Origin of the sequence: Streptomyces sp. SYP-A7185 (genome assembly GCF_046103685.1) — a bacterium.
Taxonomy (GTDB): Bacteria; Actinomycetota; Actinomycetes; order Streptomycetales; family Streptomycetaceae; genus Streptomyces.
This window is the reverse complement of the sequence record NZ_CP122310.1, coordinates 9,326,703-9,351,085: the sequence shown is the minus strand read 5'-3', so window position 1 is coordinate 9,351,085 and position 24,383 is coordinate 9,326,703. Positions and strand designations below refer to the sequence as shown.

At 72.2% G+C, this 24,383-nt stretch carries 27 protein-coding genes; 8 read left to right on the top strand and 19 right to left on the bottom strand.

Annotated elements, in window-relative coordinates:
* The first annotated feature begins 15 nt into the window (after positions 1-15).
* Positions 16-792 carry a type I methionyl aminopeptidase gene (gene map, locus QBL25_RS41270; RefSeq protein ID WP_409062110.1) on the top strand — a complete coding sequence of 259 codons (777 nt, stop codon included), beginning with the start codon at positions 16-18 and terminating at the stop codon, positions 790-792.
* A 227-nt stretch (positions 793-1,019) separates the two neighbouring features.
* Positions 1,020-2,108, top strand: coding sequence for a hypothetical protein (locus tag QBL25_RS41265; RefSeq protein WP_409062954.1), 1,089 nt, complete (start codon positions 1,020-1,022; stop codon positions 2,106-2,108).
* Between the two features lie 35 nt (positions 2,109-2,143).
* Here QBL25_RS41265 and QBL25_RS41260 read toward each other — a convergent pair whose 3' ends face one another.
* Positions 2,144-2,968: a dienelactone hydrolase family protein gene (locus QBL25_RS41260; RefSeq protein WP_409062109.1), complete on the bottom strand. Its 825-nt coding sequence runs from the start codon at positions 2,966-2,968 to the stop codon at positions 2,144-2,146.
* A 99-nt stretch (positions 2,969-3,067) separates the two neighbouring features.
* Between QBL25_RS41260 and QBL25_RS41255 the strand changes: the two genes are divergently transcribed.
* Entirely contained in the window at positions 3,068-4,075 is a 1,008-nt protein-coding gene (locus tag QBL25_RS41255) for a GlxA family transcriptional regulator (RefSeq protein ID WP_409062108.1), read from the top strand.
* A 28-nt stretch (positions 4,076-4,103) separates the two neighbouring features.
* Here QBL25_RS41255 and QBL25_RS41250 read toward each other — a convergent pair whose 3' ends face one another.
* The 3 genes from QBL25_RS41250 to QBL25_RS41240 all read right to left on the bottom strand — a co-directional run bounded on the left by QBL25_RS41250 (position 4,104) and on the right by QBL25_RS41240 (position 6,331).
* Positions 4,104-5,108, bottom strand: a complete 1,005-nt coding sequence (locus QBL25_RS41250) for a HEAT repeat domain-containing protein (protein WP_409062107.1) — start codon at positions 5,106-5,108, stop codon at positions 4,104-4,106.
* Between the two features lie 5 nt (positions 5,109-5,113).
* On the bottom strand, positions 5,114-5,785 hold the full coding sequence (locus QBL25_RS41245; RefSeq protein ID WP_409062106.1) for a HEAT repeat domain-containing protein: 672 nt from the start codon (positions 5,783-5,785) through the stop codon (positions 5,114-5,116).
* A 105-nt stretch (positions 5,786-5,890) separates the two neighbouring features.
* On the bottom strand, positions 5,891-6,331 hold the full coding sequence (locus QBL25_RS41240) for a VOC family protein (protein WP_409062105.1): 441 nt from the start codon (positions 6,329-6,331) through the stop codon (positions 5,891-5,893).
* A 296-nt stretch (positions 6,332-6,627) separates the two neighbouring features.
* On the opposite strand from QBL25_RS41240, the gene QBL25_RS41235 reads away from it, so the two are divergent.
* Positions 6,628-7,311: a hypothetical protein gene (locus QBL25_RS41235; protein ID WP_409062104.1), complete on the top strand. Its 684-nt coding sequence runs from the start codon at positions 6,628-6,630 to the stop codon at positions 7,309-7,311.
* A complete protein-coding gene (locus QBL25_RS41230; RefSeq protein WP_409062103.1) occupies positions 7,308-7,664 on the top strand; it encodes a hypothetical protein in 357 nt (118 codons plus the stop codon). Before QBL25_RS41235 ends, QBL25_RS41230 begins: the two co-directional genes overlap by 4 nt.
* Before the next feature lie 16 nt (positions 7,665-7,680).
* Here the strand turns inward: QBL25_RS41230 and QBL25_RS41225 are convergent, their stop codons facing one another.
* The 3 genes from QBL25_RS41225 to QBL25_RS41215 all read right to left on the bottom strand — a co-directional run bounded on the left by QBL25_RS41225 (position 7,681) and on the right by QBL25_RS41215 (position 9,530).
* On the bottom strand, positions 7,681-8,220 hold the full coding sequence (locus QBL25_RS41225) for a DUF3592 domain-containing protein (protein ID WP_409062102.1): 540 nt from the start codon (positions 8,218-8,220) through the stop codon (positions 7,681-7,683).
* Between the two features lie 77 nt (positions 8,221-8,297).
* A complete protein-coding gene (locus QBL25_RS41220; protein WP_409062101.1) occupies positions 8,298-8,789 on the bottom strand; it encodes a hypothetical protein in 492 nt (163 codons plus the stop codon).
* A gap of 117 nt (positions 8,790-8,906) precedes the next feature.
* On the bottom strand, positions 8,907-9,530 hold the full coding sequence (locus QBL25_RS41215) for a hypothetical protein (protein ID WP_409062100.1): 624 nt from the start codon (positions 9,528-9,530) through the stop codon (positions 8,907-8,909).
* A gap of 84 nt (positions 9,531-9,614) precedes the next feature.
* On the opposite strand from QBL25_RS41215, the gene QBL25_RS41210 reads away from it, so the two are divergent.
* Positions 9,615-10,139 (top strand): 2'-5' RNA ligase family protein, encoded by a 525-nt coding sequence (locus tag QBL25_RS41210; protein WP_409062099.1) that lies wholly within the window; start codon positions 9,615-9,617, stop codon positions 10,137-10,139.
* 65 nt (positions 10,140-10,204) lie between these two features.
* On the opposite strand, the gene QBL25_RS41205 is transcribed toward QBL25_RS41210, so the two are convergent.
* From QBL25_RS41205 to QBL25_RS41170, 8 genes are all read right to left on the bottom strand, one after another.
* Entirely contained in the window at positions 10,205-11,563 is a 1,359-nt protein-coding gene (locus tag QBL25_RS41205; protein ID WP_409062098.1) for an NADase-type glycan-binding domain-containing protein, read from the bottom strand.
* Positions 11,560-12,135 carry a phage tail protein gene (locus QBL25_RS41200; RefSeq protein WP_409062097.1) on the bottom strand — a complete coding sequence of 192 codons (576 nt, stop codon included), beginning with the start codon at positions 12,133-12,135 and terminating at the stop codon, positions 11,560-11,562. Before QBL25_RS41200 ends, QBL25_RS41205 begins: the two co-directional genes overlap by 4 nt.
* A gap of 67 nt (positions 12,136-12,202) precedes the next feature.
* A complete protein-coding gene (locus QBL25_RS41195) occupies positions 12,203-14,161 on the bottom strand; it encodes a putative baseplate assembly protein (protein WP_409062096.1) in 1,959 nt (652 codons plus the stop codon).
* Positions 14,161-14,613: a GPW/gp25 family protein gene (locus QBL25_RS41190; RefSeq protein WP_409062095.1), complete on the bottom strand. Its 453-nt coding sequence runs from the start codon at positions 14,611-14,613 to the stop codon at positions 14,161-14,163. Before QBL25_RS41190 ends, QBL25_RS41195 begins: the two co-directional genes overlap by 1 nt.
* A gap of 91 nt (positions 14,614-14,704) precedes the next feature.
* On the bottom strand, positions 14,705-16,621 hold the full coding sequence (locus QBL25_RS41185) for a VgrG-related protein (protein WP_409062094.1): 1,917 nt from the start codon (positions 16,619-16,621) through the stop codon (positions 14,705-14,707).
* Positions 16,621-17,340, bottom strand: coding sequence for a LysM peptidoglycan-binding domain-containing protein (locus QBL25_RS41180; protein WP_409062093.1), 720 nt, complete (start codon positions 17,338-17,340; stop codon positions 16,621-16,623). Before QBL25_RS41180 ends, QBL25_RS41185 begins: the two co-directional genes overlap by 1 nt.
* 74 nt (positions 17,341-17,414) lie before the next feature.
* The gene (locus tag QBL25_RS41175; protein ID WP_409062092.1) at positions 17,415-17,837 is read right to left on the bottom strand and encodes a phage tail protein; all 423 of its coding nucleotides are present in this window, start codon (positions 17,835-17,837) and stop codon (positions 17,415-17,417) included.
* A gap of 86 nt (positions 17,838-17,923) precedes the next feature.
* The gene (locus tag QBL25_RS41170; protein WP_409062091.1) at positions 17,924-19,036 is read right to left on the bottom strand and encodes a hypothetical protein; all 1,113 of its coding nucleotides are present in this window, start codon (positions 19,034-19,036) and stop codon (positions 17,924-17,926) included.
* A gap of 418 nt (positions 19,037-19,454) precedes the next feature.
* Between QBL25_RS41170 and QBL25_RS41165 the strand changes: the two genes are divergently transcribed.
* Entirely contained in the window at positions 19,455-19,580 is a 126-nt protein-coding gene (locus QBL25_RS41165) for a hypothetical protein (protein ID WP_409062090.1), read from the top strand.
* Between the two features lie 1,335 nt (positions 19,581-20,915).
* Positions 20,916-21,593, top strand: a complete 678-nt coding sequence (locus QBL25_RS41160) for a hypothetical protein (protein ID WP_409062089.1) — start codon at positions 20,916-20,918, stop codon at positions 21,591-21,593.
* On the opposite strand, the gene QBL25_RS41155 is transcribed toward QBL25_RS41160, so the two are convergent.
* From QBL25_RS41155 to QBL25_RS41140, 4 genes are all read right to left on the bottom strand, one after another.
* Positions 21,542-21,700, bottom strand: a complete 159-nt coding sequence (locus QBL25_RS41155; protein WP_409062088.1) for a DUF6760 family protein — start codon at positions 21,698-21,700, stop codon at positions 21,542-21,544. The genes QBL25_RS41160 and QBL25_RS41155 overlap by 52 nt on opposite strands.
* Positions 21,697-22,206: a hypothetical protein gene (locus QBL25_RS41150; protein WP_409062087.1), complete on the bottom strand. Its 510-nt coding sequence runs from the start codon at positions 22,204-22,206 to the stop codon at positions 21,697-21,699. Before QBL25_RS41150 ends, QBL25_RS41155 begins: the two co-directional genes overlap by 4 nt.
* On the bottom strand, positions 22,206-22,649 hold the full coding sequence (locus QBL25_RS41145; RefSeq protein WP_361195981.1) for a phage tail protein: 444 nt from the start codon (positions 22,647-22,649) through the stop codon (positions 22,206-22,208). Before QBL25_RS41145 ends, QBL25_RS41150 begins: the two co-directional genes overlap by 1 nt.
* Before the next feature lie 80 nt (positions 22,650-22,729).
* Entirely contained in the window at positions 22,730-24,334 is a 1,605-nt protein-coding gene (locus QBL25_RS41140; protein ID WP_409062086.1) for a phage tail sheath subtilisin-like domain-containing protein, read from the bottom strand.
* Positions 24,335-24,383 lie beyond the last annotated feature (49 nt).

Genomic DNA, 24,383 nt, shown 5'->3' with positions numbered 1-24,383 from the left:
CGGGAGAGGCCCCCCATGATTGAGATCCTGAACTCCACCCGGCTCGAGCGGGCGAAGGGCACCGGCGCACTGGTCGGCGACATCCTGCACACGCTGAAGCAGCGCAGCACGCCCGGCACCAACCTTCTGGACATCGACCAGTGGGCCAAGGAGATGATCACCGAAGCGGGCGCGCAGTCCTGCTACGTCGACTACGCGCCGTCCTTCGGCCGCGGCCCCTTCGGCCACTACATCTGCACGGCCGTCAACGACGCCGTGCTCCACGGCCGCCCCCACAACTACACGCTGGCCGACGGCGACCTGCTGACCCTCGACCTGGCCGTCTCGCTGCGCGGAGTGGCCGCGGACGCCGCGATCAGCTTCCTGGTGGGCCAGGCCCGGCCGGCCGAGAGCGTCGCGATGATCGAGACGACCGAACGCGCGCTGGCCGCCGGCATCGCCGCCGCCAAGCCGGGAGCACGCATCGGCGACCTCTCCCACGCCATCGGCACGGTCCTCGGCGAGGCCGGCTACCCGATCAACCTGGAATTCGGCGGTCACGGCATCGGATCGACCATGCACCAGGACCCGCATGTGGCGAACAACGGACGGCCCGGCCGGGGCTACACGCTGCGTCCTGGACTGCTCCTGGCCCTGGAGCCCTGGGTCATGGCCGACACCGCCACGCTCGTCACCGATGCCGACGGCTGGACACTGCGCAGCGCCACGGGGTGCCGGACGGCGCACAGCGAGCACACCATCGCCATCACGGACGACGGGGCGGACATCCTCACCCTGCCCACGCCGGCATAGCCTCCACGGCCGCACAGCCGCGTCCTCCCGTACCGGCAGAGATCGCGACAACCTGACACCACACCACCGCCCCGTGCAGGCAGGCGACTTGCCCGTGCGATTATGCGGGCGGCTCTCGATCGGCCGCTGCACGCTCGGCTGGTCAGGGGATCGAGGCGCCGGGGGTACGCATCGAGCGAGAACGGGAGTGTCGTGTGAGCAAGGCCGGGGGGCAGGACGGGTCGTCCGTGTCCGACGAGGAGTGGGAGCGGTTCCTCCGTGAATCGGTGACGGGTGAGGCCAAGGCACCGGTGGAGCCGTCGGCGCGCGCTCGTGCCCTGGAGCGGCGGCTGCGGGAGAGCGAGGGGCAGCCGGAGGGCTGGCGTACGTACACGCCGGCCCGGCCCCGGCGCAGGACGGGCCGCTACGTGGCCGGGCTGCTGGCAGCCGTGGCGCTCTTGGCGGCAGCGCTCTTCGGGCAGCAGCTCGTCGGCTGGTTCGACGGCGAGGACGCCGGCCAGGATCAGACGCCGCTGGCCGCCGAGTCGCAGAGCCCCGGCAAGGCGCCCGACGCCGAGCCGCGGCTGCGCGCCACCCGCGCCGAACCCTTCCGGGGTTCGCCCGCCGCCCGGTGGGCCGACGGAGCAGCGGGGATCCACGTTCCCCCGGCCAAGGCGACCGGCTGGATGGACACCGCCCAAGTGGAGCGGGCCCTGCGCACGAGCCGCGACTTCCTGGTGGCCGCCGGGCTCGATGCACGCGTACTGCGCGGCGAGCGGCCCACCAAGGCGATCGCGCTGCTGAACCCGCACCAGCAGGACGTCCAGGACTACCTCCGTACCGCCTTGTCGACGACGAAGCCCACCGCCACGACCGACCCGCTGTTGCTGTTCAGCCGCTTCCGGCCGGCACAGGCCCGGCCGGTCGGTGACGTGGTCAAGACACGGGGCCGTCTCACCTACCGGGAGGGCAAGCGAGGGGCACTCGAGGTGACGGCGGACGTCACCTTCGTCTACCCGGTCGCCCGAGCGGGCGACGGCGGGCGGGACGATGAGGTCGTCCGGACCATCGTGCGGCGCGAAGTGGTGATGAGCTGGGACGACCCGGCCAAGGTCGTCACCGAACCGGGCACGATGTCTCTCGTCTCCTACACCCTCGACATGACCAACGGCGGCTGCTCGGCCCCGACCGGCTACTTCGTGCCGCCGTTCGCCACCGGCGACGAGCAGTCCAGCGACGAAAGCCGCCAGGTGGACCCCTACGACCGCAGCAAACCGGTCGACACGAACGACGGCCCGCGAAACGGCAAAGACTGCGCGACCGCCACCCGCTCCTGACACAAAGGCCACAGGCGCTGCCCCAGTTGTAGAGCTCAGGTGCGTTGCGGTCCGAGCCGGTCGGACAGGAAGGCGATGATCTCGTCGCGGGCTTGCCGCGTGGGGTGGCCCTCTTGGTCCACGAGATGTGCCGTGACCACGCTGTGGGCGCAGCCGACGACGTCACGGAAGAAGGGCGGAGGGTCGGCGTTCGCCGTCTCGGCTTGGAGCACCCTCCCGTCGAACGCGTCCCCGAGCAACGCCCGGTAGGCGGCGAACCGCCGGCCGGTGCACCAGCTGTCCTTGTCGAAGCGGTACGCGAGGACCTTCAGGCCGTCGCGCGCCACACGGGCCGCCACCGCGGCAGCGTCCTCCTCGCCGATCTCCAGACCGCCGGGGTCGTCGAGCGGAAGCGAGGGATGGTTGACCACCGGGGCGATGACGGCGGGTTCGAGCGCCATGGTCAGTGCGAAGTTGCCGGTGAAACACAGACCGACGGCGCCGACGCCGGGCCCCCCGTGCTCCGCGTGCGCGAGACGGGCCAGGCCGCGCAGCCAGGAGACGACGGGACTGGTGCCGCCCCCGGCGAACGCACGGAACTCGGCGCTGACACAGGCCCGTCGCACGACGCTCTCGCGTGCCTCGGCCAGCGGATAGGCGCCGTCGACGCCGAACAGGGACGGCAGGTACACCGTGAACCCGGCCGCGCGCACCCAGCGGGCGAACCGCGCGACGTCGGGACTGATGCCCGGCATCTCCGGCATGAGGACGACCGCCGGTCCCGATCCGGCCACGTACACCGTCTTGTCGACGCCGTCGACACCGACCTGTCTCCGCAGGAAGTCGTCGAGAGGATCGTTCTGTCCGCGCACCGTTGTCATGATCGAGATGATGGCGAGTGGGCGCTCTCCGGGGAAGCGGCGAGATCGCCATGTGTCCGGGTAATATCGCCACCCTTCCACGGGGCGGAGGGGAATGGCATGAGTGCGCTGCGCGTGGGGGTGCTGGCCTACCCCGGCTGCTTCGCGTCGGAGGTCTTCGGCGTGCCCGACCTGCTGACGATGGCCACTCATGTCGCCGCGGCTCACGGCGTGCACGAGCCCGCCTATGAGACGTCGATCGTGTCGCCCCGGAGGCAGGTGGTCGCGTCTGGGGGCTCGGTCCTCGACGTCTCGGCGATGCGTCCCGTGGATGTGCTGGTCGTGCCGGGCTTCGAGTCGTCACCCACCACCGACATCGCGGCGATCATCGCGGATCTGGGACCGGAGGTCTCGGCGATCCGCTCACAGGCGGCAGCGGGAGCCGCTGTCGTCTCGATCTGCGTGGGTGCCTTCCTCGTGGCCGAAGCCGGACTGCTCAGGGGGCGGGAAGCGACCACGTCCTGGCTGTTCGCCGACCGGTTCGCCCGCCGCTACGCCGATGTCCGCCTGCGCCCCCAGAGCCTGGTGGTCACCGACCGGGGGGTCACCACCACCGCGGCCTTCAGCGCCATGTACGACTTCGCGCTGCAGTTCATCCGCGCGCACGACGGTCCCCGCGTGGCCCGGAGCACCGCGCGCATCGCTCTGGTCGACGACGCACGCTCCACCCAAGCCCCGTACGTCGACTCCGCGCTCATACCGACGCCGGGCAGGGAGTTCTCGCTCAGCGTCAAGCGGTGGCTCGACCAGAACCTCCGCACTCGCTACGACCTGCCCGCCCTGGCCGATGAGTTCCACGTCAGCACCAGGACCTTGCTCCGCCGCTTTGGCCGCGAAGCCGGTGAGACACCGTTGGCCTACCTGCACGCGGCCCGGGTGCGCCGAGCCAGGCATCTGCTGGAGAGCACCGACCAGACCGTCGCCGGTGTAGCCGCCGAGGTCGGATACCGCGATCCGGGAGCGTTCAGCGGCGTGTTCGCCAGGCACACGGGCCTGCGGCCCAGGGAGTACCGCGCGGCGTTCCGTCGTCGTGGCGTGCACCCCGGTGCGAAGGGGTCGGAGCCGTGAGCCGCCCGCGACACGGTGGGACCATCCGTCACCGCGCTTCACGGAGTCGAAGAAGGTAGGTGGCCGTCAGTGCGACGGCCCGGTCCTGGTCCTGCGACAGCTGCACGAGGGCGCGGGAAGCCGTCGCTCCCGGGATGTCCGCCAGGGCCTGGGTCAGCCGCCCGCGGGCCGGCGGGGCGGAGGTGTCGTGGGTGAGGCGGTCGACCAGTCTGGTCGCGATCTGATCGGCCGTCGCGGTGTCGCCCGCGAGCTCGCTCAGGACATCGGCCGCGTCGGTGTCGTTCCGCCCCTCGACGATCATGTCGATGAGCGTGGGGACCGCATCGGTCCCGCCGCGTGTCCCCAGCGCCAGCGCCGCAGACCCGCGCACCTCGGCGTCGGGATCCGTGAGTGCGTCCCGCAGGTACCCGGTTGTCTCCTCGCCGGGCAGCTCGGCGAGGGACAAGACGGCGCGTCTCCGTACCGCGGCCACCGGGTCGCCAAGGCCCTTCGCCAGCAGCGTGGGGACGCCGTCGCCCGATTGCGCCAGCGCCCAGCGCAGGGCGCCGGCGACGTTCGGCTCCCTCTCGCTCAGCGCCGCCTCGACCAAGGCCTCCACCGGCACCGGAACCTCGCCGGCCGAGGAGAGGGCGGCGCGCTGGCGGGCGTCGGCGTCGTGCGACCCCAGCGCCTGCAGGAGCGTGACGATCCGCAGGACGTCCTGCCAGGCGGTGGGGTCCGCCGCGTCGATCCGGTGCAGCCGCGTGAGCAGCTCGGTCTCGGCCTCGATACGCTCGCGTGTCTGGCGGATGAGGTCGCCGACGAGCGCCGAGGGCGTGAATCCCGGGTCGTCGAGCGCGCGCCCGATCTCGCGCAGCGACAGACCCAGCGACCGCAGGCTCTCGATGTGGAAGATCCGCCGGATGTCCTGCGCGGAGTACTCGCGGTAGCCGGAGCCCGTCCGAGCCGACGGCCGCACCAGGCCCAGCGATTCGTAATGCCGGAGCATGCGGGCACTGACTCCGGACCGTCTGGCCACCTCACCGATCAACACGGTTCCTATTGTCCGTCCCGCGGAGCCTCGGACAGGGCCACGCAGCGCTTGGCCTCCTCGATCGCCGGCTCGAACCCGGCATCCGGGTCGCGCAGCAGGCGCTGGGTGGCCTGCGCGTGCGCACGTACGCGTGGGTCCTCGGCTGTCGTCGCCGCCCGGAGAACCGGCACGATCACCTCTCCCAGTGCGACCAGCGCCTGGCTGAGGCTCAGCTGCGTGTCTCGCTCCCCGCGGCCGAGCTGTGTCGCCAGGGCCGTGGCCAAGGAGGACTCCTCCCCCTGCGGCACGAGCACGACCGCGGCCCGCCAGGCGCTGCGCGCCACCTCGGTGTCGGCGTCGGACAGCAGCTCCGGTGTGATCGTCGGCCACGCCTGACGGTCCCCGATCTTGGACAGGGTGTGCAGTGCCTGGCTGCGTGCCTGCGCGCGCCGCGAGCGGACTTCCCGCAGCAGCTCGGGCAGTGTCAGGGACACCGGATGGCGGGTGAGCGCCCAGGTCAGCATGTCGCGGACGAAGAACTCGGGCTCGATCGCGCACCGCTCGACGAGCGTGCCGACATGGCGTGGGTCAGGTGCCGTGCCGAGCGCCAGAGCGGCCCGCAGCCGTACGGACGCACGACCGTCCTCCAGGCCGTGGAGCGCTCGTGCCGCGTCCGTGTCCTGTCTCGTCATGGTCATCGGGACCACCTCCTGGGGAAGCAGTGAAGACCTTGTCACCGTGTCAAGGTCAACCGGCGCTGCCCGCCCCGGGGGGCCCTCGATCGTGGTGCTCCGTCGGCCTTCTCAGTGCAGTTGCTCGGCCAGGCCGACGATGATGCCCTCCGGGCCGCGGAGGTAGCACAGCAGGTAGCTGTCCTCGAACCGGGCGATCTCGCCGACGAGTTCGGCTCCGTGCGGGCGCAGCCGGGCCACGGTGTCCTTGAGGTCGTCGACGGCGAACATGACGCGGTGCGTGCCCAGGATGTTGTGCGGCCGGTTGCGCGGCCCGCCACTGATCGCCGCGGGGCTGCGGTACTTCGCCAGCTCGAGGCGGCTGTGACCGTCGGGGGTCCGCACCATCGCGATGTCGCAGTGGACGCCGTCGAGCCCGGTGTACTGGTCGGCGACGAGGCCCTGGACCTCCGCCCTGCCCTCCAGCTCCAGACCGAGTTCCACGAAGAACGCGATGGCGGCGTCCATGTCCTCGACGACGATGCCGACATTGTCCATCCGCTGAATCGCCATGCTGGTCTCTCCTTCTTCGCCGTACGGCCGGTGGTGGCCACTGATGTTCCGGGGACGGAGCCGGTCACGCGTTCTCGACATCCGCGGACCATCAACTCCAAAAGAATCCGCGCCGCACCTCCGTCCTGAGCTCACGGTGCCGGTTGACGCCGACGGCGGAGATCCGACACGCGCGGCAGGTTCGCGCGGTTCTCGTCCCAGGTCTGCAACGCCGCCCTGGCCGGGCTACCCCTCGGAGGGGTGTTCGGCCAGACTGATCCGGCCCGGGCACACCCCTACCTCTTGGAGCACGCCGGATGAGCAGCAACGTCCTGACCCTGTACGGCGGGCCGGAACGAGTCGACAGCCGGGGGCAGACGAGGGTGGCGAGCCTGGTCAGCTTCTCCGACACGTCGGGGCCGGCGCCGTCGGCCGTGTACGTGGAGCGCGAGCTGCCGCCGGGCGGCACGCCCGCGTACCTTTCGGCCCGCGGCAGCGGTGCCCGTTCCTTCGTTCTGTGGTCCGACGACCAGCGCCGGGAGCGGGTGGCCACCGTGGTGACCTCGTCGGCCGGCAGCGGCGTGGCAAGGTTTCAGGTGCTCGGAGCGCACGGCGAGGTCATCGGCACGCTCACCCGCGAAAAGGCGCTCCGCGGCAGGGGGTGGCGCACCCGTTGGACCGTGCAGCCGGCCGGCGGCCCCGAAGCGGTCGGGTTCAAGGGGAGGATCGTGTGGTGGTGGATGTGGTGGCTCTTCCTTCCCCTGATGACCGTGGTCCTGCTGGTCTCCGTCTTCGACAGCGTTCCCGGCAATGAGGGCGGCTTCGCACGGGCACCCCGGCGCATCCGGTGGCGCGCGAACGGGCAGGTCCCGCTGGAGTTCAGGTCCAAGGGCGACAAACTTCACGTACATGCTCCGGGGGTCGACTGGCGGCTCGGGGCCGCGCTGATCGCCCTCCTGCGCAGCTTCCATGCCGGGGCCTGGGACGCGGCGAAGAAATGACGCCCTCGCCGCCTCCGCCCGACGGCTACGGGCCGCCGCTGTGGCAGCCGGGTGGCTACGGGCCGCCGCGATGGCAGGGCCCCGGTGCCCGGTACCGGCGTCGGGCGAGCATCCTGCTCGGACTCGCGTTCGCCGTCGCGGGGCTCATGGCCCTCGCTTTCGTGGCCAGCCTGGTCCTCCTGGTGAAGGCGGACGCGGATACGAACGACGCCGCCTACGGCTATCTGGCGCTCTTTCTCTGGTTCGGGATCGCCGCCGCGATCCCGGTGCTGCTGGCGCTCGCCATCCCCGCGCTCGTGATGAAGCGGCGGGTACGGCAGCAGGAACGACCGGCCAGAGGTCAAGGACGCTAGGCGACCCGACGGGGGCCTACGAGCCGGGATCGGCTTCGCCGTCCTGGTGGCGTGGGCCGTCCGCGCGGCGCCGTCTGACCGAGTAGATCGCCATCGCGATCGCCACACCGAGGAAGAGGAGCGCGAAGGCTCCTGACAGGACGGCGAACAGCGCGGCGCCACCACCCCCGACGTCCTCATCCCGGGCAACCGTCTGCGGATCGTCCGCCCGATATCGCACCGTCAACTCGGCCCCGACACTGCTCTTGCCGCCGCCGCTGCCCACCGGCAGATCGGCCACGACGGTCCGGCCGTCCACCTCGAAGGCGACCTGGCAGTTCCCGGCCATGCACGAACCGCTCTGGTGCAACCTCGCCTGAGCCCGCTCCCCGTCCTGGAGCGAGCGCAGATGCAGGGCCGCGGGCACCATCACGAGCCCCGACAACGCTCCGAGCAGCACCGCGATCACCAGGGACATCACCACGGACGTGCGCGGCGACAAGCTGTTCGGCGCCATGGCCCGCTGGTAGACGTCGGGGGTGTCCGCGCCGGGTCTGCCGTCATCGTTGCCTGCCATCGTGTTCCGTTCGGTCCGTCATGGTTTCTCGTGTCACGCGCGGTACCGGAGGTACCTACGATGGGCCGCTCGCGTCCTCAGCAGGCGTCGTCGGCCGTCGCCCGGAACTCCGCGCGGCTCATGGCCTTTCCGTCCGCCCACCACTGCCCGGGCGCCAGGCTCCGGACGTCCGCGGCCGTGAAATGGACGACGCCCTTATAGCGCACCACCTCGTCCGGCCCGACGGTGAAACTCATCGAGTACTCCCCCTTCGAGGCCAGCTTCACGGCGGAGACCGCCTCGCCCTGCCAGCCGCGCGGGAGCCTGAAGAGGCTGACCCGCTTCTCACCGTTGATCGGACCGGAAGGCCGGGCCGACCAGTCGCCCAGAGCCCCCGGTTCCACCGCGTCGCCCTTCTCGTCATATCTGCTGAGCTCGACCTCCCGCAGGGGATCGTCGTCCGAGCAGGTCCGCAGCAGCGCCCATATCTCTGCGTCCGGGCCCTTGCCGATGGCCACCAGCGGGCGCTCGGGCGGACTGCAACCGGCCACGAGCAGCACGAAGGTCACGCTCATCCCGGCGCGGGTCATGCTGCGCACCGTCCTGCGTCTTCTCGGCTGTTCTCTCGTCACGGAGGCCCCCATCCCGCTCGTGGAGCGAGAGTCGATCACGAAAGGGCCCGCCTGCGGAAGACGATGGGGCCCCTGTTACTTCACCGTCCACTTGAGGGGTTCGTTGTAGAACCCCTGGGAGTAGGTGACCTTGTCCACCGTGGCTCCTTCAGGGACGAGATAGGGATCGCAGACAGTGCGCTCCTCGCCCTTCTTCCACACGTCCTCAGTCCCGAGTTCCTTGACACCGTTGAGAAGTTTGCAGTCCTTCGGCGTACTGCTGAGGGCGCCGATCAGGATGAACTTCGTGCCCGGGCCCGCGGCGGTCTCGACATTGACGTCGCTCATCATCGGTGGCGGCGGCTTGAGCGTGTCGCCTCCGACATGGCGGGCGTTGACGTAGACCCACACGACCTTCTTGCCCGCGTACTTCTTGGGCTCATCGAGTTCGTCGAGGTCGTCCGGCTTGCCCTCGACGACCTTCGTCGGCGTGAACACGAACTTGGCGTTCTTCTTGTAGCTGGATATCTCCTGCTCCGGGCCGGGCTGGCCAAGACGCAGCTTCTTCGGGGCCTGCGAGGCAGTTGGGGTGGCGTCCTTCGCGGAGTCGCCCGTACCGGGGTAGCACGCGGTGAGGGTGCAGAGGGTGGCCGCGCCGACGGCCATCAGGCCAAGACGCCGGCCCGTGTGGCCGCTGGGGCGCATCTGAGGGTGAGACATAAGACGGTACTTTATGTGGATCACGCCGCTCTGTTGCAGGGGGTCGCGGCGTAACTCGACACGGAAGACGAGGTGAGGGCGACGATGCCCGTACCGGGAACAACCGCTGTCCTGGTCCTGCTGCCGGACGCCGACCCTCTGCTGGAAGCGGCCGCCCAGCTGGATACCCGAGTGGTACGCCCCGGCGTGCCCGCCCACGCGACGCTGCTCTACCCGTGGCTCCCAGCCGATCAGGTCGGCGCCGGCGAACTGCGGCGGCTGCGGGCTGCCCTGGCGGTGGCCGCCCCGGAGGGCGGCCCCCTTTCGTTGCGGCTGACCGAGGTCGAGGGGGACGGCGGGTTCATCGGCATTCCGGTGCCCGAACTGCGCCCGCTGGCCACCGCCGTTCGGACGGCGTTTCCCCAACAGGTCCCCTACGAGGGGCGGTTCGGCTCCGACCCGGCGGTGCACCTGACCGTATCCCTGGACGCGGCCGCCGACACCGCCGCCGTCATCGCCCGTCGCGTCACCGAGCACCTGCCGATCGTGACCGAGGTGTCCGCCGTCCACGTGGTCGCCCTCGCCCCCGAGGGCTGGCAGGAACTCGCCGCGCTCCCCCTCACCTCATAGGCGCCGGGTTCTTCGTCGCCCGGCCCTGGCTTCCCGTCCGCTCCTCCCCCGGCGGGGTCGCTCGTTCAGGTGCGGCTGCCGTTGGAGCGGCCGAAGAGTTCGACCTCGGCGATGGCCACCTGCTTCTTGGCCGATGCGGCGTGGGCGGACTCGACGGTGAAGCGGACCCGGGTGACCTCGCCGACGCGGAAGGAGCGGCGCTGGCCGCCGGGGCCCGGGTCCAGGGTCAGGTCGCGGGTGGCCGTGGAGCCGTCCTTCCTGGTGACCGTGGCCTTGACCCGGTGGGGCAGGGCGGACTTGCCGAGCTCGTCGGCGCGGGTGGAGACGCCCGGCGTGAGGATGACGTCGAGCAGGCGCGTGGGCTGGGTGAAGCGCACTTCGATCCATTCGCCCTGGCCCGACTCCGCGACCCCCGGACCCCACCAGGTGTTGTTGAGCTTGTCGAAGGCCAGCTTCGCCGGATGGCCCGCGTACGCGTTCGAGGCCCGGATCTCGTCCGGCTCGACCGGCGCACGCTTGGCGAAGTGGTCGCGCGTGGCCTGGATGCCGTCGGGGAGATTCACCGCGGCGAAGATGAGCGCGGTCACGACGAGGATCCCGATGATCCAGGAGCCGATGTGGTCGAACACCCGGCGCAGACGCGGGCGTTCGCCGGCCCAGGGCGTCTGGTTGCGGCCGGGGCCCATCAGACGGCGCCACCACGGCAGCGTTCCGGGCGTCTGGTCGGTGCGCTCGGCCAGCGGCATCGCGCAGCGCGCGCAGAAGTGGCGATCGGGCCGGTTCGGGGTGGCGCACCACGGACAGGGCGGGCCGTTGCCGGCCGGCGGCTGCTGCCCGGGGACGCGTACGCGGGGGCGCTGCGCCTCGGGCCGTCCGGGCAGGACCGGGTTGACGGCCGGCGGCGGTGCGGCCTGCGGGTCCGAGACCGGCACCAGGAGGGAGCGCACGGTGTCCGGGCCGGGGGTGTACGCGGGGGCGGATGCGTTGGGCGGCGGGCCGCCTGGCACCGGGGCGTTGGGCGCCGTGTCCGTCAGGTCGGGGTGGGCGGTGGGCTGCGCGGGCCAGGCAGCCGCCCCCGCTGCCGGGTCGTGGTGCTGTCCCCCGGTGGCCGCGGGCTCGGCGGTGTCGCCCGGGTGGGGGCGGCGCGGCAGGCCGGAGCCGGTGGCCCGCAGGTCGCTGGCCGGGGCGGGCACCGGGCCGGTGGCGGGGGCGGGCGCCGGGCCGGCGGCGGCGGAGGGCGTCGTACGGGTCGGGCCGGCGAAGGCGTCCCAGCCGGGCGCCGGGGCGGAGCCCGGGCCGGCCCCGTTGCCGGAGGCCGCGCGCGCTTCGGCCGCGTCCCAGCTGAGGACGGCGCCGCAGGCGTCGCAGAACGACTGACCGGGTTCCACGCGGGCGTCGCACTCGGTGCAGTTCTGCCTGGTCATGACTCCAGAGTCCTTTCGGCGGAGGTGGCCGCGCTGATGGCGGTCACGGTGACGGAGTAGGGCATGTGGGCGGGGCGGGCGGCGGCCACGAGCGCGTCCAGGCGGTGGGTGTCCGCCGGTGTGGGGTCGGGCAGTCGCAGCGCCACGTGCAGCTGGGGGCGGGGGCTGCCGGGGATCGGGCCGCGGGGGCGCGCGCTCCAGGCCGCGCCGCCGCTTTCGGTGATGTCCGGTGCGGTGCCGAACGCGAGGCGGACCGCCTCCGACAGGCCCTGGCGCGTGCCCCGCACCCGGTGCAGGGCGGCAGCGGCGGCGACGGCGGCGCGCAGCCGTGCCTCGGATTCGATGCCGTCCGTCTCGGCGCCCACCCAGATGCTGAGCCACTGGGCGAAGTCGGCCGGGGTGAGTGCCGGGTCGAAGTAACGGTCCAGGCAGTCCAGGACGTTGAGGATCGGCGCCAGGACCTCGTCGAGGCCCGCGACGAACTTCTGCGCCAGGTGGTCGTCGGCGAAGACGGCCGGGAGCATCATCCCGATGGGCGCCGAGGAGCCGAGGCCGTCGATGGAGCCCCTCATGAGCGGCCGCCCTCAGGGTACTGCGGCCCCTGCTCGGGCAGGGGCCGTGAAGGCCGCCGTGTCGTCCTCACGAGGCGTCCCCGATCACCCGTACGCGGTGGTCGAAGGAGAACACCAGGGCGGAGGGCTCCAGGTCGATGCGGTCGGTGCGGTCGCCGCGCTTGCCGGTCAGGGGGTCGGCCGGGTGCAGCACGACCTCGTCGACCAGCTCGACTCCGGGCACCCGCTGGAGGACCGCGAAGATCTCGCCCGCCTGGACGGGGCGGCCGAAAGGCCAGCCCCGGCCGTCCGCGCCGCCGGTGAGCGGGTCGAGGTGGCGGTAGATGGCGTCGTGGGCGGCCCGGCGGACGCGGTCGGTCTCCACCCCGCGGAACGCGTGCACCGTGGCCACCACCGTGATGCCCTGGTAGTAGGGCGGGCCGACGGCCAGCCGGGTGCCGATGAGGCGGCGCTCGTCGAGATGGCGGGTGATGCGCTCCAACAAGGCGTCGCCCGGCACCAGTTGCTCGAAGCGCAGTCGCCCGCCGGGGTCGGGCACGGCCTGCGGCACGACCAGGACGCGCACCGCGTGCGCCCCGTACTCGTCGAGCTTGCCCTCCAGGCACATGATGCGGGCGGTCTCCGGTGCGGCGCGGCGGGCGAGCTCCTCGTAGTCGCGCAGGGTCACGGCGCGCTCCTGGGCGCGCAGCGTGATGGGGGCGCGGACCTTGGCCTCCTCGACCGTCTCACCGTCGACGCCGCTGTGCGCGGCCTCCCGGTTGACGACCGCGGTGACGTACGGGATGGAGCTGCGCAGCACGCTCAGGGCGCCGCGCGCCACGTTGCCGGCGCGGCCGCCGCCGGTGCGGTAGCGGCGGGCGCGGATGACGGCGCCCTTGGGCGCGACCCGGCCGTACTGGCGCAGAGTGCCGTCGGCCTCGCGTACGGCGGGGCCGAAGGCGATGTCGCCGGTGGTCGCGTCCAAGGTGATGTGCCGGTCGTCGGGCCGTGACTCGGCGAAGTGCCGCACCACCTGCCAGTCCTCCCAGCCGTTGTGCTCGGCGGTCTGGAGCAGCACCGGCGGGTCGTCGCCGACGACGGGCGCGTGGGCCAGGCGCAGCCGCTGGCCGGGCAGGCCGGTGGCCTCGCCGAGCGCCTCGTCGAGGACCGTGTCGGCGTGTACGACGCCGGTGGTGCCGCCGATCGTGCAGGCGTCGCCGGAGCGCACCGTCGGCGAGGTGGTGTAAAACGGCTGGTCGGCGGCCGGTTCGGTGACGCGGCAGCGCAGCCAGCCCGCCTCGTGGCCGCCGTTGCGGGACAGGACGTGGCCGCCGGGGATGTGCAGGACCACGTCGCCGGGCCGGTTGAGGCCGCCGGTGCCGTCGCGGTGCACCTCGCACGGCTGCCAGCCGTCCGCCGTCCACGCCTCCCACACCAGGGGCGGCTGGCGGGGGTCGACGCCGACGCCGTCGACGCGGCTGTCGAGTTCGAGGGCGACCGCGCAGTGCGGGACGGCGGCGGTCAGCCCGAAGAGGAGGCTGTCACCGGGCCGGGGTGCCTCGGCGAAACACAGGACGTCGCTGCCCTCGGCGAGGTCGGCGGTGCGGTCGGTGACGGGTTCGCCGGGGTGCTGCACCATCAGGTGGCGCAGCATGCAAGGGACGATCCGCAGGGCGTGCTCGGTGGCGAAGACGACGGCGTCCTCGCTCTCGGTGCGCAGGGTGGTCACCTCGGTGCCCACGGGCACGGCCACCGGCTCCTCGCGGGGCGCGGACAGCCAGAACGTGACGTCGGTGCGCGCGGCGGACGGCGGGAACAGCGTGATGCCGACCAGATCGAGGAAGGCCAGGTGGTTCTTCTCCGGGACGCGGTTGAGACGGTAGACGATCTGGTCCGCCATGTGCGCGACCGTCTCGACGAGGGTGACGCCGGGGTCGGAGACGTTGTGGTCGGTCCACTCCGGGGCGCGCTGCTGGATGTAGCGCTTGGCGTCGTCGACGAACTGCTGGAAGCGGCGGTCGTCGAGGTTCGGGCTCTGCAGGGACATCAGCGGTCGCTTTCGGGGAAGGAGCCGGGGCCGTCGGACCTCTCCGCGGCTCCCGGTTCCTCGTGGGAGGGGATGACGTAGAAGGGGAAGACGAGACTGCGCGGGTTGTTCGTGCCGCGGATCGCGTAGCGCACGTCGATGTACAGCACGTTCTGGTCTTCGCCGGCGGTGACTTCGACCTCGTGCACCTCGATGCGCGGCTCCCAGCGGTCCAGGCTCAGATACACCTCGTGCTGGATCCGGCCCGCGGTCTGTTCGTTGACCGGCGCGAACACCAGGTCGTGGATGGCGCAGCCGAACTCCGGGCGCATGGGCCGCTCGCCGGGGGCGGTCGCCAGGACGAGCCGGATGGCTTCTTCGACCTCGCGCTCCCCGCTGACCAGGGCGATGCCTCCGGTGGGGCCGATACGCAGCGGAAACGCCCAGCCGGAGCCGACGAACTGCTCGGCCATCGGATTCACCGGTCCTTTCGCGGGGTGAGGAAGGGGAGGAGGCAGTGGGGAACGCGAAGTGCGGGACACACAGACGGGATGGCCTGTGCCATCAGAAGGGCAGGGGTTTGCGGTTGACCAGGACCACGCCGTTCAGCCCGATGTTGGTCGAGTTCAGGGCCATCGTGGCGCCGGAGGTCAGCGCCATCGCCCCGACGGTGTTCACCGTGACCCCGCCGGTCGCGATGAGGGACGCCATGCCGGCGGCCCGTACGTTGAAGAACGACGTGTTGACGCTGAATCCGCCGCCGCCCGCATTCACGTTGACGGCGCCGGCGGCCCGCAGGCTGAGCATCCCGCCGCTCTGGATGGACACATTGCGCTTGGCGCTCAGCGTCAGGTCCGTGCCCGCCCGCACGGTCACCGAGCGGCTGCCCTTGATGGTGACCGAGCCCTTGCTGTCCACGGTGATCTCGGTCTTGGCACGGTCGAGATGGACGGTCAGCTTGTCGTCGCCCGTGGCGACCCGCACCCCCCGGTTGGTGCCCACCCGCTGGCTGAGCAGGTCCACCCGGTTACCCGTGCGATCGGAGATGGTGTGACGGCTGGCCTGGTTGCGCGCCCCGGAGTACAGCGGCGCCTTGTTGCGGGTCGGGTTGTCCTTGCCGTTGTAGAGCCCGCCGATCACGAACGGATGGTCGAGCGCGCCCCGGTCGAAGCCGACCAGGACCTCGTCTCCCACGTCCAGCGGGAAGATGCCGCCGCCGCGTTTGCCGCCGAGCTGCACACAGCGCGTCCAGTCACTGACGTACGTGTCGTCGAGCCAGGGGAACTTCAGCTTCACGCGCGCCTGCTGGTCCTTGGTGTCGACGTCCGTGACCACGGCGTTGGCCACACCGGGCAGCCGCGGCGCGCTCTCCGCGCCACCCGAGGTCAGCCCGTACAAGGAGCGCCACTGGCGGCCGCTGACGGTCACCCAGGATTCGTAGCGCTGCCCGTTGCCGAACACGTGCCGCACGGAGGTCGTCGTGTACTTGCCCTGGAAGGGCCAGCCGACGTCGGCGAGCGCGACCGGCACACCGGGGCGCAGCTTGGGGTTGCCGTGGACGACGACCTCCAGCTCGGAGAACGAGGAGGACACGTCGTCGAAGAGCGCGTCGGCGGCGTGCTTGACCTCGGGCCCCTTGTCGTAGGGCAGTGACGTCTGCACGAGCTTGGTCTTCTTGAACGCCGCGGCGGCCTTCTTCGGCGAGGAACCGATGGAGAAGACGGGGTTGTTGGCGCGGCGCGACGTCTCCACGATCTCGCGCGCGTTGGCGACGTCGTAGCCGCGCACCTCCACCTCGGCCACCTGGTCGGCGGCGGTCACCGAGGTCCGCAGGCGCAGGATGTCGGTCCCGGACTTCAGGACCAGGGGGTTCTTCGCGCTGCGCGCGCCGGTCGGTGAGGGCGCGCCGGTTGACGGCTTCGGGGAGACGAAGTTGAACTTGCCCTTGGCGTCGAGGGACATCACCATCTTGTTCTCGTCCGCGAGGCGGGCGATGAAATCCCAGTCGGTCACGTTGGCCTGGCTGATGAACTCGTAGGTCCCCTTCGAGGACTCGATCTTCCCGATGGGCACGCCCGCGAGCCCGGCCAGTTTCTTGACGATCGAGGACGCGGTCTCGTTCGCGTAGGCGACCACGCGGCGCCGGCGCAGGAAGCGGTGCCCGAGGTCGTAGCCCCGGATGACGGTGAAGGAGCCGGTGCCGTCGTAGTCGGCCTCCAGGGCGGTGACCTCGCCGGTGAGCAGCGGTTCGCCGGAGCCCTGGCCGTCGGCCACCGGGGTCAGCACCACCTCGGTGCCGAACTTGACGTTGAGTTCCTTCAGCAGCAGACGGTGCGGGTCGCGGAAGGTGATCCGGAACGCGGCCGGCACTCCGGCGCCCTGGTCGACCCAGCCGTCGACGAACATCCGGGCGTACTCATCGGGCAGTTTCCGCCCGCCGAGCTTCACCTTCATGACACTGGAGAACGCGACGTCGGCCATCAGCGACCCACCTCCTGCAACGCGGGCAGCACGAGCTCCGTACCGGACCTGAGGGTCGAGGGGTCGTCGATCCCGTTGGCCTCGGCGATGGCCCGCCACGCCGTGGCGTCGCCGTACTCGCGCCAGGCCAGCGACTGCAGCGAGTCGCCGGCGACGACCCGGTGCACGCTCTGCGCGGTGAGCGCGCCGGAGGTCGGGTTCTGCCCCGGGGCGTCGCGCGGGATCTCGTGGAGCCGCAACTGGCAGGTGGCCCGGATGGGGACACCCGAGGTGCCGAAGAGGGTGTACGAGGCGTCGACGGAGGCGACGTAGGCGGTGAACCGGGCCGTCTTGAACGACCCCCACTGGAAGACGACCCACGGCGGCGACGGCTGATCGGCCTTCTTGCTCTTGGCGGTCACCCCACAGCAGTCGAGGAGCGTCTGCACCTTCTTCAGGACCTCGTTGCTCGTCGGCCGGTCGGAGGAGTCGAGGAAGATCTCCACGCTCATCTCGCGCTGCTCGGAGCCCATGAACTCCGGCATCGCGCCGTCGCGGTTGTCCGCGGTGGGCGTCATCGTCCAGTTGGCGCGGCGTCCGATGGTCAACTGCGCCGGGTTGAAGTCGAATTTGAACGTCTTGATGAGTCCGCCCGGCGTGGTGCTGGTGCCGACCGGGGGCTCGTGGATGGCGAGGCTTGCGCGAACGAGGCTCTTGCCGGCGCCATTGCTCTTGGGCATGTGGGTGTCTCCTGCTCCTCTCTCCGGACTCCCGGGTCACTCGGACCCCGGGCCCCTTGCTGGTTCCGGCTCTCTCAGTCCGTGAACCCGTGGTGGGCGATCTCCAGGACCTCCGTGGCGACGGCCGGGCTGCTGGGGTCGAGCCGGGGGCCCTGCCAGCTGACGGGGAGCACGTCGATCAGACCCCAGCGCGCGACCTGCGACCCGTCCGCGCGCAGCGCCGCTATCTCGGCGGTGGGCCGTTTGATCCCCGTCTGCACGGAGGAGATCCACTTGGCGACCTTCGTCGTGTCCGGAGTGAGGGGGCGGGTGAGGCGGATGGTGGAGAAGGTGACGCGGGAGGGCAGCTGCCAGACGAACCCGTTGTTGCCGCCCTCCTGCCGGTGCTCGATCTCCACCTGGGAGGAAAGCCCCTCGCACCCGTTGAAGAAGCCGAGGCTCTGGCCGTCGATGGACAGGCTGAACCAGATCGTGGAACCCGGGTCCTGACGGGGCATCGCGGGTGGGCCTTTCTGTCGGTGCTGAGGGTGGTGCTGTTGTGGCTGCGGCGGGCACGGCCGCACCGGGAGGAAGGGAGGTCGGGTCAGCGGCGGTCGTCGCGGAGCCTGCCGATCCGTTCGCGGTCCATGCGGAGTTCGGTGCGGACAAGGCGCGTGATGCGGCCGATCATGCGGTGCACGAGTTCGTCGAGCTGGAAGTCCGTGAGGTCCTTGGGGTCGAACGTCCCCTTGGGCACGCGGGTGTATTCGGGCGGCGGTTTGCTTCCGGCGGCGGACGACGTCGCCGAGGAGGTGTTCCTGTCGGGCGGGAACGGCAGGGGGTCGTCCCAGACCGTCTCCTGCTCCGGTCCGCTCTGCCGGCCCCGCTGCTCCTGCTGGCTGCCCGGCCACATCCGCTCCAGTGCCGACGCGGCGGTGGTCGCGGCGGCGGCCGCGAGCGCCCCGGTGGCCGAGCGGGTCGCCGAGCGCAGACCCCGCTGGACGACGGGCCCCCCGCCGGCGCCCGGCGCTGCGGTGCTGCCCGTCCGGGCTATGGGCAAGGGCTGGGCGGCCGTGCCCAGGGACGGGGTCGAGGGGGTGGCCAGGCGGGCTACCGGGAGGGGTGGCCGGGGTGCGGTGACGGAGCGATGTACGGGCGCACCGGGGTGGGTGGCGCGTTGCACGGGAGGACGCGCCACGGCCGGGGCGGCGGCCGGTCCGGGCCGGGTGAAGGTGCCTGGTTCGGCCAGTCGTTGGATCGGCGGCAGCGCCGCGGCGTTCGGCCGGGGGGTTGCCGGTGCCTGCGGCAGGCTGCTCGGCTGCGGCGCGGCTTCGCGGGGCGCGGCCGGTGTGGTGCGTGGCGCCCGCGGCTGCGGGGTGGCGTGGGCGTGGGGTGTACGGAGGCGTTGTGTCGGGGCGGGATCGGCGGGTGCCGTCGTGGTGCGCGTCGAGGCATGCGCGTCGGGGGTGGTGGCGCGCTGCACGGGCCGCACTGCGGGGGTGCCGGCGCGCGGTGCTGGGAGGGTCGGCGTCAGGGGCTCGGCAGGTGAGGGCCCCATTGCCCGTTGCACGGGCGTGGAGCCGGTGGGGTGCGCGGGCCCGGAGTCCGGCTGCGTGGTCGTGGTGCCGGCGAGCGGTACGGGGACCTGGCGCGGGGCGGAGACGGTGTCCGGCACGGAGGCGCGCTGGACCGGCAGTGCGGTGGGCGTCGTAGGCATGGGTGAGGCAGCCGGTGTGGTGGCCGAGCTGGGGGTGACGGCTCGTTGGACCGGTGACAGGGCCGGTCCAGTGGGTCCTGATGCTTCGTGGACGGGCTGCGCGGCGGCCCGGTCCGGTGCGGAGACCGGGTGTGCGGCGGCGCGCCGCACGGGTGGCACGGCAGGCGCCGCCTGCCCCGGCGCAGCAGCAGCCTCCGTGGGCGAGGTGGTGTCGACGGCGCGCCGGACCGGCGGCAGCGTCGAACCGGGGAGAGGCGCGGGCCGCGGCGAGGGAGCGGGCGCGGTGCGCGGGTGGGATGTGACGGCGCGTTGAACGGCTGCTGACGGCGGTGCCGTGGGCCCGCTCGGGGTGGGCGTCTCCTTCGGGCGATCCGGGCCTGGCGCCGCATGCGACTGCGGGGCGGTCGAGGTGGTCGGGGTGGGGGCGCCGGATGAGGTGGGCTGCTGGATCGGTGTGGCGGTGCGGGGCCTCGCCGGGCTGCTCGGCGTGGCGGGCGAGTGGGAGGCGAGGGCCCGCTGGACCGGTGGCGGAGCCGTGCGGTGACCACTGGGTGAGCGGTCAGCGTCGGGTGAGGGGGCAGGCCCCTGCCGCAGCGAGTCCGTGAGCGGTACGGCTCCCGGGGGCGGGGCGGTGACCGGCGCGCCGAGGGGGATGCGGCCGCGCGGGGCGGGCTTGCCGGTGGGCACCGTGGAGCGCTGGACCGGGGGTGCGGGGGGCGTGGCGGGCTGCTGTGCCGACGGCTCGGCGGAAGTGGCCGGTGCGGTGGCGGCGCCGAGGTCCGAGGGTGCCGCTGTGCGTGGCGTGGCTGACGGCGGTGCGGGCGTCGGCGCCTTGGGCAGGGCGTCGGAGGTGACCGGGGCGCCGAGGCCCGGGCGGGGGGCCTGGTGGGAGGTGCGGCGCTGGACCGGCGGGAGCTGGGGGTGCACGGACGGTATCGACGCGTCATAACTTGGCCTGCGCCCGGCAGGGTTCGGCAGCCGTGCAGAGGTCGTTCCGCTCGCGGACAGCGCTCTGCTCTCCTCAGCACGCGCAGCACCCTGCTCCGCAGCAGGGGTGCTCCTCGCCGCACGCGCGTCGGAGGCCGCCGCCGGCCACGAAGAACCCGACACCGGCGGCACGGGGGTGTCGGCGCTCCGTGTCGCCCGCTGCACCAGCGGCCCCGCGGCGGACGGCTGGTGGCGGTGGTCGGCCGCCTTCTCGGCGGCCGGCGCCGCCGCCGACGACGAAGGACTCGGCCCAGGCACGGGAGGAGCGCTGGGCCCGGTTGACGACATATCCGTGGAGGGAGCTGCCGGAGTGGACGCTCCGCCTCCCCCGTCTCCCGAAGCAGCCGTCCCCGCCCGGTCAGACGCGGCAGCCGGCGCAACCTCCCGACGGGCCACCGGCAGGACGCGGCGCTGCACGGCGGCCGCAGGCGCGAGCGGCGCCCTGGTCAGAGCGGGAGGTCGTGTGGTCGACGGGGGCACGGCGGCCGGGGCGGACGTCACGCGGATGCCGCGGGCCGGGGTGGGCGAGGGCGTGGCAGCGCTCGGCGCGCGGGACGGCGTGACCGGCGGCGTCCCGCTCCCCTCCTGCACGGCACGCGAGCGCTGCACGATCCGCGGCTCAGGGAGTCGTCCGCCGGAACTCTGTGCCTCGGGGCGTCGTGGCCCCTGAGGTAGAGAGGCCAGGCCACCGCCCCGCGGCCCGGTGCCGTGTCCCTGGGGCGCCGCCGCACGCTGCACCGGCACGGACGCGGTCACGGGCGAACCCCCCGGCGCCGATGCAGGCCGCCGCGCGGCTCCCAGTCCCGTACGGCCGGCTTCTGTGCCCGACCGGGCAGGTGCCGCGCGCCTCCCTCCGCCGGCGGAGCCCGAAGGTCCCTGCGAGACCCGGGACATGGTGCGCCCGGCGGTCAACCCCGCCGGCCCCGCGGTCCCCACCGAGGGACGGGAGGCGGCAGGCCCCATCGGGCCGCCGGACGCACCTGCCTGGGGCGGCTCCCCCGCTCCGGAGACCTCCGAAGCGGCGGGCAGCGCAGCCCGCTGCACCTCCCGCAACGGAGCCACCGGCATCTGCCGCGCCGACGGCAACGGCGACGACGGCGTCCAGGGCGCCGCCCTACCGGCCCGCTCAAGCCCAGTGACCGGCCGCGCCGTGTCGCTCAGCGGCCCGGACGGCGCGGAGGTGGAGGCGGCGGAGACCAGGCTGCTCGACGCGGCCTCATCCAGGACGCCGGGGCGTGACGACCCTGCCGTGAACGAAGGGTTCTGCCACGTGGACAGCCGCCTCCCGAACGCGGAGTCCGCCACGCCGGATCCGCCGCCGCGCACGGCCAGTTGGATCGGCGCCAGCCCGGACCAGGCGCCCGGGACCGCTGCCCCATTGCCGGACGCGGTGGCGGCCGGGGCGTCGGAGGCGGTGTCGGGGGTCGCCGAACCCCCGAGGTCGGCGCCCTCGAACGCATCCACCCCTCTGGTGCCGCCGCCGTTCCGTGCCCGCAGCCGATCGAAGAACCCCACCCCTCAGCCCTCCGCGCCGGCGAGCGTCACGAACGACGCGATCTGGTCCGTGTAGCGGCGGCGGTCGTGGTGCTCCAGGTCCAGGATCGTCTCCAGGTTCCAGTGGAAGTGATAGGCGACGTACGCGATCTCCTCGTGCAGTCGGTCGGTCGCGTACGTCACGATTCCCCCAGGCGGCTCCCGCCGAGTTCCACCTCGAACGGCTCGGAGCAGTGCGGGCACTGCACGGCGGCGCGGGTGTGCCCCTCGGCGTTGATCTGACGGTAGAAGTCCTGGAGGAACGCCAGGTCGGAGGCGAACAGGTTCTCCACCGTGCCGTCGTGCACCGACGGCAGCGAGCCCAGGCGCGTGATGACCCGGCCCAGGAGCACCACCGACAGGTACGCCGGGTTCTCCTGGACGCGGACATCGCGCAGCGGGACCAGCTCGTCCCGCGCGGTCGACAGGCGCATCACGCCGTCGCGGTGCACGGTGCCCGCCTCGTCCACGTATCCGCGCGGCAGCTGGAAGGGAAACTCCGTGCGCAGCACCCGCGGTGCGGGGTCGGGCTGAGCGGCGGCGGGGGACGGAGCGGGGGACTCCGCTCCCGCCGCCGCGGTCTGGGTGGTGGCCGGGGGCGCCGCGACGGCCGCGCCCGTGTCCGGCGCACCGGCAGCCTTGCGACGCATTACTCGATGACCAGTTCTTCGAAGACGATGGTGACGGTCTCGGTCAGCACGGCGGCCTCGCCGGCCTTCAGGCTGCTGGCGTCGATCTTGCTGCACCAGGCGTTGCGCAGGTTGTAGCGCTTCACCGGGTTGTCCTCGTAGTCCATCATGATGATCGAGGCGTTCTTGCGGGCCGTGCTCATGCGGCCGGTGATCGAGTCGTTGATCCACTGCGTGAACGCGGACGACTGGGTCATGCCGCGCACGACGGTGCACTGCCCGTTCTTCTGCACGCCCGGCAGGATGGCGGTCTCGATCTTGCCTTGGGCGGTGTTCTGCTGGCTGACGATGATGTCCTGTTCGAGCGTCAGGCCGCTGACCTCCTGGAGGTACTCGACCATCACCCCGTCGATCTGCAGACCGAAGTTGTGTGAGGTGAGGGAGTCACCCTGCATGAGACTCATGGAATCGCTGTCCTTCTAGTGCTTCGTCGATGGCGTACGCGGGCCGTGTACGGAGGCCGGGGCCGGGGGCGACGTGCGCCCTACTCGTCCAGCTCCCCGCTGCCGCTGGAGAACTGGGACAGCCGGAAGATCACGAACTCGGCGGGCTTGACCGGCGCGACACCGATCTCGCACACGACCCGGCCCAGGTCCACCGACTCCGGCGGGTTGGTCTCCTCGTCGCACTTGACGTAGTACGCCTCCTCGGGCCGCTGGCCGAAGAGCGCGCCGTTGCGCCACTCGGTGACCAGGAACGCCGAGATGTTGCGCCGGATCCGGGCCCACAGCGCGTGGTCGTTCGGCTCGAACACCACCCACTGGGTGCCGATCAGGATCGACTCCTCCAGGTAGTTGAAGTAGCGGCGGATGTTCAGGTAGCGCCACTCGGGGTCCGAGGCCAGCGTGCGCGCGCCCCAGACGCGGATGCCGCGGCCGGGGAAGGCGCGGATGCAGTTGACGCCGATGGGGTTGAGCAGGTCCTGCTCGCCCCGGGTGATCTGGAGCTCCAGGTCGATGGCGCCGCGGACGACCTCGTTGGCGGGCGCCTTGTGCACGCCGCGCTCGGCGTCGTTGCGGGCCCAGATGCCGGCGATGTGACCGCTGGGCGGCATCATGCGGGCCTTGCCCGACGCCGGGTCGAAGGTCTTGAGCCAGGGGTAGTACAGGGCCGCGTACTTGGAGTCGTAGCCGGCCGTCTCCTGGCGCCACACCCGGATCTGACGGGCGTTCAGGCTCGGCGGCGGATCGATGACCGCGACCCGGTCGCCCATCAGCTCGCAGTGCGCGATGAGCCCGAGCTGCACGGCCTTGACGGCCTCCAGGTCGATCGCGCCCTGCTGGTAGGCGGCCATGAGGTCGGGGACGGCCACCATGGATATCTCGTCGATGGCCTCCAGGCCGCCGAAGCCGGTGCGGTCGGCGGAGTCGCCCAGGTACTGGGCCGGGCCGGGGTGCGAGCCGCCGTCCTGCTCCGTCGCCACGGGCACGGGGGCCGGGGCGGGAGGCGCCGGCAGGGCCACGGTCTGGTTCTCCGGGCGGGCCAGCTGCGCACCGGAGGCGTTCTCCGTCACGGTGATGAGCTTGGAGCGCTCCTTGACCTGCGTGACGACGTAGCTCCGGTTGCCCTTCTTGGCGCTGACGTCGAAGGTCTCGACCTGCTTGTCACCGCTCTTGACGATCAGCTTGAAGCGCTCGGCGGGGCCTTCGCCCTCGGGGTCGGCGACCTCCACGCTCAGCGGGCCGTTCGCGCCCGGTGCCGTGGCCGCCACGGAGAACGTGCCGAGCTGCCGGGGCTCGGCGGCGGGCAGCGCGGGCGCGGGCGCCGCGCCGTTCACCGCGGCGGTGTTCCTGCCGCCCGCCACCGACCCGCTCGACCCTTCGGCGGCGCCGCCCACCCGCACCACGTAGGCGGCCGATCCGCCGTTGTTGAAGAAGCCGTAGACGGCATGAGCGAGGTAGTAGCCGTCGGTGAAGTCGCCGAAGGCGGCGACGTACTGGGTCCAGTTGGTCACCAGCGTGGGCTCGTTGAGCGGGCCGGACGACGCGAGTCCGACGAAGGCCGCAACGGAGGTCCCCACTCCCTCGATCGGGCGCGAGCCGCCGGACACCTCCTCGACGTAGACGCCGGGCGACAAGTAGGACGGCATGCTCTGATCTCCTCGGGGTACGAGACGGGACTTCTTCAGCCTGCTCGGC